General features: G+C 39.8%; 13 protein-coding genes. 7 read left to right on the forward strand and 6 right to left on the reverse strand.

The window, feature by feature from the left end; all coding sequences use genetic code 11:
• The first annotated feature begins 3 nt into the window (after nucleotides 1–3).
• From fis to PR795_RS10935, 4 genes are all read left to right on the forward strand, one after another.
• Nucleotides 4–300: a DNA-binding transcriptional regulator Fis gene (fis, locus tag PR795_RS10920; RefSeq protein ID WP_004258438.1), complete on the forward strand. Its 297-nt coding sequence runs from the start codon at nucleotides 4–6 to the stop codon at nucleotides 298–300.
• Nucleotides 301–602: 302 nt separating this feature from the next.
• Complete coding sequence (locus PR795_RS10925; protein ID WP_006662893.1) at nucleotides 603–1,625, forward strand: threonine aldolase family protein; 1,023 nt, start codon at nucleotides 603–605, stop codon at nucleotides 1,623–1,625.
• A gap of 16 nt (nucleotides 1,626–1,641) precedes the next feature.
• Nucleotides 1,642–2,793, forward strand: a complete 1,152-nt coding sequence (locus tag PR795_RS10930; RefSeq protein WP_071992069.1) for an MFS transporter — start codon at nucleotides 1,642–1,644, stop codon at nucleotides 2,791–2,793.
• A complete protein-coding gene (locus tag PR795_RS10935) occupies nucleotides 2,765–3,973 on the forward strand; it encodes an ATP-grasp domain-containing protein (protein WP_181480257.1) in 1,209 nt (402 codons plus the stop codon). The genes PR795_RS10930 and PR795_RS10935 overlap by 29 nt, the downstream gene beginning before the upstream one ends.
• 69 nt (nucleotides 3,974–4,042) lie before the next feature.
• Here the strand turns inward: PR795_RS10935 and PR795_RS10940 are convergent, their stop codons facing one another.
• A complete protein-coding gene (locus tag PR795_RS10940) occupies nucleotides 4,043–5,629 on the reverse strand; it encodes a methyl-accepting chemotaxis protein (RefSeq protein ID WP_006662890.1) in 1,587 nt (528 codons plus the stop codon).
• A 447-nt stretch (nucleotides 5,630–6,076) separates the two neighbouring features.
• On the opposite strand from PR795_RS10940, the gene PR795_RS10945 reads away from it, so the two are divergent.
• Nucleotides 6,077–6,514, forward strand: coding sequence for a DUF411 domain-containing protein (locus PR795_RS10945; RefSeq protein ID WP_006662889.1), 438 nt, complete (start codon nucleotides 6,077–6,079; stop codon nucleotides 6,512–6,514).
• 78 nt (nucleotides 6,515–6,592) lie between these two features.
• Here the strand turns inward: PR795_RS10945 and PR795_RS10950 are convergent, their stop codons facing one another.
• The 3 genes from PR795_RS10950 to PR795_RS10960 form a co-directional block, all read right to left on the reverse strand.
• Nucleotides 6,593–7,840: an aromatic amino acid transporter gene (locus PR795_RS10950; RefSeq protein WP_272516839.1), complete on the reverse strand. Its 1,248-nt coding sequence runs from the start codon at nucleotides 7,838–7,840 to the stop codon at nucleotides 6,593–6,595.
• A gap of 67 nt (nucleotides 7,841–7,907) precedes the next feature.
• The gene (locus PR795_RS10955; protein ID WP_006659054.1) at nucleotides 7,908–9,311 is read right to left on the reverse strand and encodes a tryptophanase; all 1,404 of its coding nucleotides are present in this window, start codon (nucleotides 9,309–9,311) and stop codon (nucleotides 7,908–7,910) included.
• A gap of 537 nt (nucleotides 9,312–9,848) precedes the next feature.
• A complete protein-coding gene (locus PR795_RS10960) occupies nucleotides 9,849–10,205 on the reverse strand; it encodes a YcgJ family protein (RefSeq protein WP_036968717.1) in 357 nt (118 codons plus the stop codon).
• 257 nt (nucleotides 10,206–10,462) lie between these two features.
• Between PR795_RS10960 and PR795_RS10965 the strand changes: the two genes are divergently transcribed.
• Nucleotides 10,463–11,755 (forward strand): MFS transporter, encoded by a 1,293-nt coding sequence (locus PR795_RS10965; protein WP_006659052.1) that lies wholly within the window; start codon nucleotides 10,463–10,465, stop codon nucleotides 11,753–11,755.
• Between the two features lie 49 nt (nucleotides 11,756–11,804).
• On the opposite strand, the gene PR795_RS10970 is transcribed toward PR795_RS10965, so the two are convergent.
• Nucleotides 11,805–12,935, reverse strand: coding sequence for a hypothetical protein (locus PR795_RS10970; RefSeq protein WP_272516836.1), 1,131 nt, complete (start codon nucleotides 12,933–12,935; stop codon nucleotides 11,805–11,807).
• Complete coding sequence (locus PR795_RS10975) at nucleotides 12,935–14,185, reverse strand: hypothetical protein (protein WP_036959941.1); 1,251 nt, start codon at nucleotides 14,183–14,185, stop codon at nucleotides 12,935–12,937. The genes PR795_RS10970 and PR795_RS10975 overlap by 1 nt, the downstream gene beginning before the upstream one ends.
• A gap of 285 nt (nucleotides 14,186–14,470) precedes the next feature.
• On the opposite strand from PR795_RS10975, the gene PR795_RS10980 reads away from it, so the two are divergent.
• Entirely contained in the window at nucleotides 14,471–15,184 is a 714-nt protein-coding gene (locus tag PR795_RS10980) for a UTRA domain-containing protein (RefSeq protein WP_006659048.1), read from the forward strand.
• Nucleotides 15,185–15,288: the final 104 nt, after the last annotated feature.

Genomic DNA, 15,288 nt, shown 5'->3' on the forward strand with positions numbered 1-15,288 from the left:
ACTATGTTCGAACAACGCGTAAATTCTGACGTACTAACCGTTGCAACTGTAAATTCACAAGATCAAGTAACTCAAAAACCGTTACGTGACTCAGTTAAGCAAGCACTGAAGAACTATTTTGCTCAATTAAATAATCAAGATGTTAATGATTTATATGAGCTGGTATTGGCTGAGGTAGAACAGCCTTTGTTGGACATGGTTATGCAATATACCCGTGGAAATCAGACCCGTGCTGCCCTGATGATGGGTATCAACCGCGGAACTCTGCGTAAGAAACTGAAAAAATACGGCATGAACTAATCCTAGTCGGTTAATGCAGTGTTTTTAGAAGCCCTTTCTGATTTTAGAAAGGGCTTTTTTGTTTTCATCGATTTGCACATCTTGTTATACCTTTCAATAATCACGCCTCTTTTTAATACAAAAATTATTGATTTAATAAATAAATCAACCTTGTTTTAATCTTGGATTTTATTTATGAGCATCATCACAGTTCATAGAATCCTATTTTTTATATCTTGCCATTTTTTATTTCGCTTTATAAATTCAAAATCCTTTTATTTCTCACCATTCGAAATTAACCATGAAAATTGAAAAGGATTTAAATGACAATGATTGATTTAAGAAGTGATACGCTAACGAGGCTAAATAAAGAAGATTTAAATAATATAAATTATAATTATATTAGTGATGATTGTTACAATGAAGATATTTACGTCAAAAAATTAGAGTCCTATATTTCTGAATTGTTTAATAAAGAAAGTGCGCTCTTTATGCCATCGGGTACCATGAGTAATCAGATTGGTTTAAAAGTTTTATCCTCGCTCGGTAATGAAGTTATTACCGAAGTCGGCTACCACATCTGTTTTTTCGAATCATCACAAACCTCCGCACTGAGCGGATTAATCATTAATAATATTAAAACGCAAAATGGTATTTTGACCGAAGATGAGGTTATCCAAGCCATCAACAGTAAAGCTCGTTGGTCAAATCTTTATGCCACCCCACAAGTGATTGCGATAGAAAGTAGCATCAGCACCTACGGAGGAATGGTATTCCCCCTCTTAGAAATAAAAAAGCTCAAAAAGTTGTGTCTTGAGAAAGGCATGTCTCTATTTTTAGATGGCGCAAGGGTACTCAATACTTGTATTTCTCTAAAACTTTCCCCAGCAGAATACGTCAAAGAAATCGACCTGCTTAATATCTGTCTCTCTAAAGGCATTGGCGCGCCATTTGGCTCGGTATTAGTGGGCAGTAAGCACCATATAGAAAACGCTAAACGGTATCGAAAATGGTATGGCGGAGCGCTGCATCAATCAGGGTTACTTGCTGCCATTGCGTTAAATAAATTAGAGCATTATGAATCCCAGCTACGCACAGATCACCAAAATGCAGCACAGCTTGCCTCCATTGCTTCAACGTATTTTCAACTCGCTTACCCTGTTGAAACCAATATTGTCATGATAAAAACGCCAGATGCCGAGCGTGTTGTCCAAGCATTAAAAAACGCGGGGATACTGGCTATCGCTTGGACAAGCGATATTGTGCGTTTTGTTACCAGCAGTAATATTACGGAAGCCATGATCAATCAACTTGACCCTCTATTTAAAAAAATAAAAAATATTTAATATGATAAATAAAATCATGACGACTCGATTTTTATCGGGCATCTCTTTTTACAGTTTTCTACCTTTTTTTTCTTTATACCTGATTAATGAAAAAAATCTCGAAGAGAGTGATGTTGCTATTATCATTCTTACATTTCTTTTTATTAGCCGTTCATTCTCTCTTTTCACTCATTTTATTATTGATTTCATTAATTATAAGAAAACACTTTTCTTCAGTTATTTGATTTCTTCATCATTTATTATTTCTATCTATTTCACCTCAAGCTTTTATATCCTTCTGTTATCCTCAGCCTTTATTGGTGCCGGCTTTTCTATTGCCAATGTGGGTACAAGTTTATTTATTGCAGAAAATAGTCATCATTCACAAAGAGTCAAGAATTTTTCAATATTGAATGTCATTGTTAATATTTCGTCAGCTGTAGGCGGTGCAGCAGGGGAATGGTTTTATCATGGTTCATATTCGAGCGTTATTTTTCTTCCTTCAGCCATTATGTGTGTCGCTGCGCTGTACTCATTAACCTTAACGGATAAAAAGCATACCTCGCCAATGCAAGATCAGCCAACGGAAGCCACCACCCGCTTTTTAGCATGGGGACTTTTCCTCTGTTATAGCTCAATTCCCTTCTTTATGTTGGGATTAGTCTTTCGCAATTTAGCTTACTTATTTGAGCTACATTACCAAGGTGCTCGAAACTATATCAGTGTTGCTTATTTGTTCGCTTTGAATGCATCTATGATCATTCTTCTGCAAATCAAAGTAACTCAATTCATTGATAAACAGAAAAAATCACACCAGGCTATCATCTACAAATGTAGCCTTATTTTGATTGCTATCTTGCTGTTATTTTTAAACTTCAATGCATTAGTCTCGCTCTATTTATTAATCATCCTATTTACCTTTAGCGAGTTGATTTGGAGCCCTTACAACAATAGCCTTGCAATAGAGAAGTGCCCATTTACCCGCAAGAAACTCTCATTGTCTATTTGCCTCTTTTTTTGGGGATTGGCTGAATCCCTTGGTGCCTATATTGGCATTATTGCGAACGATGTCCAGATACACATCTATATCCCTATTACCTTGTTTTTACTTCTTATTTCTTTATTCGCTGCTGAATACTCTATCTCTTTAAGGCGCTCAGATGAAAACCATCCTATTTCTCGAATGTAATATCTCTGGTACAGGTGTCAGAGCCATTAAGCTGGCTAAAGAACACGGTTATCACACCGTTTTATTAACCAAAGAACCCAATTATTATGCGCAATTAGCTGACAACCCAACACTCTATGTTAATGAAATTATAGAGCTTAATACCGATTCCATTGCAGCGATACTCAGTCATGCTCTCGAGTATAATCCGCAAGGTATCGTGGCTTTTGATGACTATCGGCTCGTCAACGCTGCCGCGGTATCTCACGCCCTCGGTTTACCCTCTCCGAATTTAATTGCCCTAACTATGTGTCGCTACAAGCACCTAACCAGACAACATTTGCACCAACAGAATGCCAATTGTCATTACAAAGTTTGCAATATCCATGACAAATTTGATTTTAACAATATGCCATACCCTGTTGTCATAAAACCCTGTGATGACAGTGGGAGTAGCCAAGTTACTGTGTGTTACTCTGAGAAAGAAGCTCGTGCTGCTGTCCATGCATTGACCGAGTTTAGAATTAACCAACGCGGATATCTGCTCTCCCCACAATATCTTGTCGAAGAATTTATTGAAGGGGATGAATACAGCGCCGAAGCTTATTGGGATAGGCAATGCGATGAGTGGAAAATACTGGGTATCACAAAAAAATACACGACGTCTGGGCAATATGCCGTAGAAATCGGTCATGATTTTCCAGATGAATCCCTTGATATCGATGACGTCACGAAAACTATCATTGAGTGGCTCACTCAGGTAGGGTTATCCCACACGGTCGCACATGTTGAATTTAAACTTAACCATGGTGAAATAAAGCTTATTGAAATTAATCCAAGAGTTGCCGGCGGGATGATTGATACTCTTTGCTATCAATCAACAGGGTTTGATTTAATTGAATGCTATCTTGCGTTACATGTAAAAGGTATGACCTATGCGCCCACATTAACGCTCAACAAACAGTATGCGTCTATTCGATTTTTAACCTCCGAAAAACAAGGAACTATCCTTGATTTCCATGCAAACTCTCACTTAGATCTACCATTACTGTTTAATTTTGTTCCTACTCCTGTACATGTCAATACACTAAAAGATAGCTATAGCCGGCTTGGTTACGTGATTACAACAGCGCCCACACAACACTTAGCCGCAGAAAAGGCAGAAAATTGGCTCAAGAATATAACCATGAGCTATCAATAAAAAAAACCAGTACAAACCTGTGTTTGTACTGGGCTAAATGGATTACCGTTGCTTGATAGTTTGCCGCTATTAGGCGGCAACAACCTTGGCGTCGGTGAATGCACTTCCATCGCTGGTTAGCTGGAACTTGCTCACCGATTCTTGTAACTCTTCGGTTTGATGCTCTAACGAACTTGCAGCGGTTGCCACTTGTTCCACCAAAGACGCATTTTGTTGTGTCACGCTATCCATTTGAGTAATCGCGACACCCACTTGTTCTATCCCCTTACTCTGCTCTTCAGATGCGATGGTAATCTGCTTCATAATCGCAGTCACGTCATTGATCCCTTGCAGAATATTACTCATCGTTGAACCCATTTCATGAACCAAATGCGTTCCTTTTTCCACACACGAAGTCGATTCAGCAATGAGCTTTTCAATTTCCATTGCAGCATCAGCACTGTGACTTGCCAGCTTACGCACTTCAGCGGCAACCACCATAAACCCTCGTCCATGCACACCCGCTCTCGCTGCCTCAATAGAGGCATTCAATGCCAAAATATTTGTCTGGAAGCTAATGTCATTCATCATGCTGATAATGTCAGAAATTTTCTTGGCGCTCTGAGAAATCTCATCCATTGTGCTCACGACGGATTCAACAATTGCATCCCCTTGATTTGCGACTACAAACGCTTCTGCGGCTAGCTGGTTTGCTTGGTGAGTATTTTCCACATTCAATTGCACTGCTGCGGTAATTTGCTCCATACTCGCTGCGGTCTCCTCCAACGCTGCCGCTTGCTCTTCGGTACGAGAGGAAAGGTCGCTATTGCCATTAGAGATCTCTGTCGCGCCGCGATAAATGCTTTCACTGCCATTACGAATGGTCAACACCGCTTCACGTAAGCTGTTTTGCATCTCTTCTAATAGCGGGAAAAGTTTACCGACACAGTTACGACCAAATGGCGCTATTGGTTGGCTTAAATCACCTTTCGCAATTTTATCGAAATATTGACGGATCATTTCCAGTGGGCGCTGCATCATGTGCAGCAGATAGCGGTCAGTAAAGATCAAAATCAACACGCCAAAAATCGTGGCGATAATGATCACGATCCGCGTCATGTCCATATGCTCATCAACGGCTTCTCGTGTGTGCTCAATCATCACATCCGCCGTTTGGTTAAATTGCGTAATAGCGGCACCAAATGTACGGCTTAGTGCAGGTGTGACATTATGGGCATGAGCCAGATACGCCGCTTTATCATCCCCCATTGAGACAGCAAGCTGGGGTTTAACCCCATCATCTAGGAGTGCTTGCCAGCTGTTAATGACTTGGTCTGAAATCGCTTTATCCATCGGTCCTGGTGAAATTGATTTCATCTCTTCAAGATAACGCTCCATATTCACTAGCGCCTCTTTAACCAGTGTATAGTCCCCTTCTTTCCCTTCATTTTTCGTTTCCATCACACGAGTTAGACGAGTCACAAAACGAAAATACTGGTCATTACCTTGGCTCAGAACCGTCATCTGCTTAACCAATTGTCGGTCAACCTGAATACCATCGGAAATACGAGATAAGGACCAGCCGCTATACAGACTTATTCCGCCTAGGTTTAGGCATAAAATGCCAAGTAGCACGAGCATCACAGCACGTATTGAATAATTTCGAAGTTTCTGCATGGAATTTCTCTTTTGATAAAATAAAATGATCTTTGTTTAATTTATCGGCGGTAAAAGAGAAAAATTTAATTATTTTCAATTGCTTTCCGACTTTTAGACATTACAAAAAACACAAAATTATCCGATTGAAAATTGGGTTACTACTTGATTTTAGAGACATAATGTTTGTTTTTTATCCATCGTAGTTCTACTTTTGTACAATTACCTTATCTTCCAGTTTGTGATTGAACTCGCATAGTCATCCTCGTTTTCTGTATGCCACATTCATCATCAGGTTCTGTAAATATACGCAAAAATCTGTTTTATCACTTGAGCTTCCCCCTACAGGAAGCTTTATGGTGCTGAGGTTCGATCAAGGACTCAAATAAGAAAAATAAAAACCTGCTTTTTAGTTCGCACCCTTATTTTATTTAAATAACAATGCTTTATTTTTGGAGTGATACTGATATGAAAAAATTGTTACTCACCGCGCTACTGGCGGCATCTTTCTCTTCTGTTGCCGCAACTCAAGTTGTCGATCTATACAAAGAAGAGAGCTGTGGCTGCTGTCATCTTTGGGGCGAAGCTGTCAAAGCTGCAGGTTACGATGTAAAAATCCACGATGTCTCCTATCAAGAAATAGATAAAATAAATCAAGAAGCTAACCTTCCCCTCTCTTTACGTAGCTGCCATACCGCTAAAATTAATGGCAAATTGGTCGTTGGGCATGTGCCGCTCGATAGCTTAGCCAAACTAAGTACCCTTCCTGATGATGTTGCAGGCATTGCGGTAGGTGGCATGCCAGCGGGCAGCTTAGGCATGGAACAGCCAAGTGGCTTTACACAACCATATTCGGTCGTTAGCTTTAAAAAAGATGGCAGCCAGTCGGTATTGAATCGTTATTAATTTCGCTAAGTCATAAAAAAGGTACAGCAAACCCTCGCTGTACCTTTGATAGTGATGATGACATCTTAATTTGAAAAATTAACGGTATATCGGTAATACATTAAACTGCGCTAACAACTGACAAATAATACCCACAACACCAAAGGCTATAACGGCATAAATTAGCCCTTTGCCTCCCCATACTTTGAATTTCGCATTAGGGAAACGCTCTCTCACTTTTAATGCCATAACGGCTGGACAAATAATCGCCCAGATACACGCAGCCATTCCCGCATAAGCGATAGCAATTAAGAAACCATTTGGGAATAACATGCATAAAACTAGAGGTGGTATAAAGCATAATAGTGCCGCTTTCATTCTACCGGAGGAGTTATCCTTAAAGCTTAATGACGCAAGAATGTAGTCGAATAAACCAATAGCAACCCCTAAGAATGAACAAAATACCGCACTAATCGAGAACCATAATAAGAAAGTCGCAATATGTGGACTACTTAGCACCGCATACAGTGACTCAATAAATGCATCAAGGTTCCCCCCTTTATTAATAATGGTCAGAAACTCTGTTCGCGGTAAGTTCCCCATGGTGCCTAATATCCAAAGGAAATAGAGTATTAAGGCAAGCACACAACCAATCACACAACTCTTAACCACTTTGCGCTCATTTTCATGATACAGCTTATATAAGCTACATACATTACCGTGGTAGCCAAAAGAGGTGATAGCGTAAGGAATAATAATAAAGACAAATGGCAGTAATGATAGCTGACTATCCCCTACAGACGATTTTAATAGTAAATCAGTTTTTACAATTAAAAATAACCCTGAAAAAGCGAGAATAAATAAAATAATTTTGATAAATAAGAATAATGAAGTTAATCGACTTGCTGCAATTCCACTCCACCAAATACTTGCGCCTAATAGTATAGTGAAAACAACAAATATTAATCTTAAATTAATCTCAAACCCATATATTGCAGCAGCCTCTTTAATAACAGATCCTGCTGCGGAAATATAAGCATATATCAATATATATAAAACAAATATGAGTGCTGCGTTAGCAATATAACATGCCCATTTTGGTAATAATTCTTTAGATATATAAAAATAATTGGTGCCTGCTCCGTATTTGGATATGCATTCTAAAATATAGATCCCTGAATGAAACATAAAAAAACAAACAATCAGTAATATTACAATCGAGTTAATAAACCAAGCTCCTGCCATAATAGTTGGCAAGCTAAACATACCTGCCCCTATCATAGCTCCGCCTAGCACAAAACCCCCTACCATTATGGAGGGTTCTTTCTTGGCTGCCGAATTGTTCATGTTGTTCACCTTAAAAATAAGGGATAAGGTTCCCGCATTGCACGGGAACCCGCAGAACTACTATTTATTATTTGATAGGTTTCAATCTTGCAGTAAAGTGTCTTAATACTGGCGGCTCATATTCAAAATCTAAACCTTTCAAGGTTGCGAATTTATCTTTTAAGCCAATCAGAGCATCTGCAATGTAATCCATATGATCGTTGGTATAAACACGTCGTGCGATAGTTAAGCGCATGAACTCCATATCGGCGTGTTTTTGCTTACCTGTTTCTGGGTCACGACCTAATAGGAATGAACCAATTTCAACCGCACGAACACCAGACTCTAAATACAGTGCGTTAATTACCGCTTGTGCTGGGAATTGGTCTCCAGGGATATGTGGAACCAATTTTTTACAGTCAACAAACACTGCATGACCACCGGTAGGGTACTGAATTGGAATACCGCCTTCACGTAAACGGTCACCGAGGTATTTCACCTGACCAATACGATAATGCAAATAATCTTCCCCTGCACCTTCTTCTAAACCTTGTACCATCGCGGCCATATCACGACCCGCTAAACCACCGTAGGTCACGAAGCCTTCCATTGGTACACAGCGTTGTCTTGCCAGCGTAAAGATTTTTTCATCATTTTTAATGCACACCAGACCACCGATATTTAACAGTGGGTCTTTTTTCGCTGACATAGTGAGCGCATCAGCATATTTGTACATATCTAGGATAATTTCTTTAATTGTGGCATTTTTATATTTCGGATCACGTTCTTTAATGAAATACGCGTTTTCGCAGAAACGCGCAGAGTCCATCACAACAAAGATATTATGCTGTTTCGCGATTTCATAAACTTCTTTCAGGTTATCCATTGAAACTGGCTGACCACCCGCACTGTTACAGGTGATGGTTGAAACAATGGCAACCACGTTTTCGGCACCGTGTTTTGCAATATTATCTTTTAATTTTTGAATATCGAAATTACCTTTCCAATCATCATAAGTTTCAGAATCATAGGCTTTTTCGGTAACAATATTAATAGCTTTACAACCATTTAATTCAACGTGAGCCGCTGTTGTATCAAAGTGGAAGTTAGAAATAAATACCGGTTTTTTCGCACCGCCCTGTTCTTGTTTTACTTTCAGTAAAACAGGGAATAACATATTTTCAGCACCACGACCTTGGTGAGCAGGGATCACGTAGTCATAGTCAAACATTTCTTTAACTTTATCTTTTAAATCATAATAGTTACGAGATCCTGCATACGCTTCATCACCGGTGATCATCGCTGCCCATTGACGGTCACTCATGGCGTTAGTACCCGAGTCAGTCAACAGGTCAATATACACCGCACTACTTGGTAACAAGAATGGGTTATAACCCGCCTCTTTTAATGCTGCTTCACGCTCTTCTCTGGATGGAATACGGATGTTTTCTACCATTTTAATACGGAACGGTTCTACGATTCTTTTAGCCATGATAATACCTTTAATTTTTCATTAAATAATAAAAACAGAAATTCGAACTTATAAAAATAAGCGAATAGATCTTGGGGGAGAGAAAAAAGAAAGGTTATTTGTGCGGAAAAAAATAAGCTAAAGAAATATCAATATTGAACCATTTCTTCAGATAGAAGAAGCGCCTCGACATGAGTAACTCACTTAAAAGAAACATACTAGGACTCCCATCAGTAAGGAATTAGTACAACCTTGAGTATGGTATATAACAATTTTCAGATGAATTTAATAGCAATTGTCTGTTATTTGTATCTTCATCACAAAATGTGTTAAATAACCCCTCACACTATGATTATGGTCACAATATTATTTAGATAAACAACTATTAAATAAACGTTAATAATTTGATTTTGTTTTATAATTAAATAATAAATAGTGATTTTAAAATTAATTTATTAACGTTAAAAAGTCATTTCACTGAGAATATATTTGAATTAAGTAAAGCCTTATACAAAGGCTTTACTTAATGATATCAATTTAATAATTTCACTCTAAACATTATTTTTCAAATAGCTTGTGAGTATACTCTTTCGATACCGCACTGCGCTTTCCATCCGCGTCAAAGTAACGGTCGATATGGCACTTCTGCTCATTAATATCGCAGAAAATCCCATTGGCAAACGTCATGGCCGTTTTATCAAAATCGCCACCTTGCTCAATTACTTTCGCGCGTTTATCACCTAAATACTTCTTAGTCAGCTCCGTAGATACCCCATCTTTGGCGCTAAAGCAGACATACTTATCGCACAGCACGTTTTTTTCTGGGGATTTTAATGCTGAGGTCGATTTTCCTGACGACAACATCGGTAATGCCGCAATCGCAAACCCAACGAGACATACTGCTTTTAAATTCATACCACACCTTTTATTAATCGATAACATAACTGCAATGTAATATTAGAGCTTCATTTCACTGTTTAATTCCCCGTTTCTGCCCGTATTTCATGTTTACTGCAAACCCTATCCATTTACTGCATTAATTTAACCTTTTATTAACACTTTCAATTGTCATTTTTTGCAGAAAAGATGAGTGTATGGGTGGCAATTTAAATAATAACAACACCTGCAACTCTGCATTCGACAAAATTAAGCACCCAATAAGAGAGTGAAGCATGACAACAGAGACCGTCGCCATTAAATCTTTTGGCTCCACTAAAACCACCTCAAAAGTGTTATTGATCTGCTGGATGAGTATTTTATTTGAAGGTTATGATGTCGGCGTGATGGGCGCCGTTCTACCGACGCTCGCAGAATACAAACAATGGAATCTTACCCCGTTAGAGCTTGGTGCTCTCAGTAGCTACGCCTTAGTCGGTATGTTTTTTGGAGCATTTATTATCGGAACACTGAGTGAACTCTATGGTCGTCGTCGCATGCTTTTGGCCTGTGTTACCTTGTTTTCACTGACAATGCTCGCTGCGGCTCTTGCACCTACGCCTTGGATATTTGGGCTTATGCGCTTTATTGGTGGTATTGGCTTAGGAGGGGTGATCCCTGTCGCCGCAGCATTGACCATCGAATATTCTCCCGCTGAAAAACGCTCATTTAACTACGGCATTATGTATTCTGGCTACTCGCTTGGGATCCTCTGCGCAGCACTGGTCGCAATGTGGCTACTGGAACAATTTGGTTGGCGCAGTGTTATTGGCTTTGGCGCTTTACCACTCTTGCTCGTTTGGCCCATGGCTCGCCTATTACCTGAATCCTTAGAATTCCTCACCCATAAAGGTCGTCATGCTGAAGCACAATCACTAGCACAAACATTAGATGTTGAATATCAAGCACCGCCCGCACAACAAAAACAGCAGCCTCAACGCTTAAAAGAGATAGTCTCCGTGGTTTTTGCGTGGACTCATTTGCGCGCAACAGCCTGTTTTTGGGTAGCGTTGTTCTGCGGCATGTTGCTGGTATATGGCTTAAATACATGGCTACCTTCCATCATGCGTAAGGAAGGTTATAACTTAGGCTCCAGCTTAACCTTTTTAGTCGTATTTAGCTTAGCGTCAGCATTAGGCGGGTTATTCTTAGGAAAAATCGCCGATAAGCGTGGCGTTCGAGGGTCTGTTGCCTTTTTCTTCCTATTAGGGGCAATCGGAATTGGCTGCATGGTTTTCAAACAAAATATTTATATTAACTACCTACTTGTGGCATTTGCAGGGGTTGGTAGTATTTCCGCAGCGTTGATTTTGACGGGTTACATTGCCAATTACTATCCATCAAAAGCGCGCGCATCCGCCACTGGATGGGCATTAAGTTTTTCACGCATTGGTGCCATGACCGGTCCGATGTTCGGCGCGTATATCGCGAGCTTAGGAATTGCCACCAGTTGGAACTTTATTGCGTTTTCTATCGTCGCCGTGATTGCCGCCACCGCAGTGATTTTACTTCCCAAAAAACGACCATAGCCTGCCTATCATCAATAGGGGCACAATGCCCCTATTCCATCGCCTTAAATTAATACGCTGTACGATAACGAAGTTGTGTTCCCGCAGCCAACGCGGATTCATCACTATAATCGGTTGATAGCTCAATAAATCCTTGCAGCTCAGGAATAAATAATTTGTTATACCATTCTAAGTCAGAACGACGATGTAACTGACCGCTAGCAAAGTCGAGCGTTAAATATTGCAGAGCACCTCTGGCATATTCCGCCACAAGCAAACCATCATTGGCAACTTTCATATCTTGCAAATGGTTATAACCCGCCTCCCTGATCAACCTAAAATCACCATTTTGATACTGATACAGAGAAAATAATCTGCGCGAAGGCTCCTGCGCAATCAGGTAAATGTCCCCTTTCAGATTTTGGGCGGCTTCGTTGATACGAATCGGTAGCCACCGATGGCTCACCACCGTTTTTTGGGCAATATTGACCACCACTTCAAGGGAGCCCATTTCGTTACCGTAGCTATACCACATCACTACATTGCCATGATGCACAGCATATGAAAACGTGGAGTTGTCAGCGATCTCTTCAGGATAAAAGCGTTTCACTAACTCGCGAGGATTCATCAAATATTGCCATGTTAACCCGTTGTCTGCACTGGTAAAAATATTTTGACTATCTATCAGCACGTAAGGCTCACCCGGACTACTTTGGTAAATATTCCCAGTGATTGCCGAATAAACATATTCTCCATCACCCTCTTTCCAAGGGGTTAATGGTCCCACTGAATAGTCAGATAAATTCACGGTGCGATACCCACCCCGCACCATTAATAGACACTGAGTATCATCACACACCACATTATAAAAGCTGTTGTCATCTTGGGTGATGAAACGCACACCTTCTTGATTAGCAAATAACACCTGATAACGGTCTTCTCTGCCAGACGCATACGCATCGAGACGATTGTAATAATATGACGAGCGACGATTTTTCTGAGTAATTATCAGCGTGCCATTTTTCGCCGGATAGGTTTTGGCATAATCATAATCCGCAATATAGGCACTGCTCTCTTGGTAATTATCTTTCCATCTCCAGGGGCTATCATCCCCACGGAATACCAAAAATAGCGTCCCCCCTAAGCACACAAAAAAAATGGCGCCCGTCACCAGAAATCGCCAACTCAGAAATGGATTCATTAGCGTACCTCCATAACGTAACCATCTTTACCTTGTTGGCGACGTAATGTGCTCAAAATGGCTTGAGTTTGATAGTAGGCACGACCGCGTTTAGAAAACTGATAATATGCCGCCATCCCCAAAGCGATTAAAAAGCAGATGCCGAGTGTTATTGAGCTAGCAAATCCGATAAATATCAAATCATTATCCAGTAGATATAGCCAATCCCATGAGTCCCAGTGACCACCTCGGTCTTGAATCTCCATAATGGAAATAGCCCCAAACACTGCCAGCAACAATGCCAAAATAATGCCGGTAATCCACCATAATCCTAAATACAATCCTCGCTCCTGCGCCATGTTTCGAGCAGATAAGGTATAGGCTAAATTATCTTGATAGTTGAACACCCCAAACACCACATTATCAGGCTGGTTTTCCGCTAATTTAGAGTGATAAACCTCAACCTCATCACCCTGAGCCAGAAAAAAACTATGATTATTAAAGAAAGGTTTCGCGCCATCTAATTTTAAATTCAAATGGCTTTTATTCACCTGCAACTCGACTTCATGGCGAATAGTCGTATTGCCACGATAATAGTATTCAATAATATTGATGTTTTTGAGGTTAACGTTGCCCTTTGTCACGCTCAAAGATGGTTCAGGGGGCAATTTATCCAAAGTTGGGTTTATTTTAAGTGGTTTAGATTTTGGATTTTTAATTCCCTCAATCTGGATCAGATTTTCGCCAGACAATACCTGAAACTTACCATCAATCACCAAATCTAGGGCGCGCAAAATTGTTTTTCGTTTTCGACTAAAAATGGTGAAGGTCTGTGAAATACACATATACAACAAAACAGCCCCCGTGAAGGCAGCCATCGCGAGTAATGATGCAATAACAATTAACCACACACTATCTTCATCAGTAAACAGACAAAAATAGGCAGGTATAAAGAGAGCTGTAAGCCCTAAAGACAGCAGGTATTGTTTCACTAATCCTTTGTCAAACTTAAGATTTCTGTCTGGTTCCAAGCGTCCATACTCAGGATGATAAACCCAATTTAGCCAATAACTACCGTCATTCAGTTGTTCAGCAGAGATAATCAATGTGTCATCTTTTTGTAATCGTTCCAAAAATATTTGGCTATTTTCAAAATCCTCAGCATTGAAGAAAAACACTTTATCCGATGTAATTAGCCTTACCATGCCCATTGGTGAAACATGTTTATAGTCGCACTGGATTAGCTTAACCTGAAAATATTGAACACCCATTAATGATGCCTATTTGTTATAGTTAATTTAATATTATGATAATAAATAAAGGTATATTGCCCTAGTCAAAGTTGTCTTATAATAAAACAATTCGGATAATTACAGGTTAAAAGCCAAAACAGCAAAAAGTGGGTAAATACCTGTTTTACTCTTAAAATGAGACCCAACTCTAGTAAAGGAAATAATTACTGTTAGACTGGCGCCTATGCGTTATTTTGAATGCCATGAGTCCAAAAAAATAGATTATTTTATACCTACCGTTAACGACAAATTTGAATAAATGTGATGACATCAAAACCGGCCTACAAGCAAATTCAATCTTACATTTTGCGGAGTATTGATTTAGGGATTTTTAAACCCGAAACTCAAATCCCCACAGAGCTTGAGCTATGCGCCCAATTTAATGTTAGCCGTATGACGGTGAATAAAGCGATTTCTGAGCTGAGTCAGAAAGGTATCTTGAATCGTATTGCAGGGAAAGGTACGTTTGTCGCTACCCAAAAACATGAACTTCCTGTAACCAAAGCGTTTGATATTTTTGATGAGATTTCGGTTAGTGGAAATAAATATGCAGGTCACCAATTACAATTAAAGGTCATTCCTGCGACAGCAGATATAGCCTTGCAACTCGGTGTCACGGAAGGCAGTAACATTGGTTACTGTAAAATGCTGCATTTTGAAAATGATATTCCACTAATGTTGGAAGAACGCTTTGTTAATCATGAACTTGTTCCTGAATTTGTTCAGCAGCAGTTTGGTCATACTGAAACTCCTAGCGGCTATTTGCAACGCCACTTTCCTGTCAGTGAAATGGAGCACACGATTGAGGCTATCCTAGCAAGTAAAACGCTTGCTCAAGCCCTATCCATCAAAGAAAATGCCCCTTGTTTACAACTCAGCCGCCGGACATGGACAGGCAACATATTGATCAGTTACGTCAATATGATCAGCGCAGGTTCTCGCTATAAATTGAAATTACATTCTCGCATTGAAAACTAACTTTTCTGCCATAAAAAATGGGGCACTTCTGCCCCAAAACGACTGATAACACAATAATATACCTCGATAATTTCCACATCACAGAAATTACAGTGGTATCAACA

Source organism: Providencia sp. PROV209 (assembly GCF_028479485.1).
Classification (GTDB): domain Bacteria; phylum Pseudomonadota; class Gammaproteobacteria; order Enterobacterales; family Enterobacteriaceae; genus Providencia; species Providencia alcalifaciens.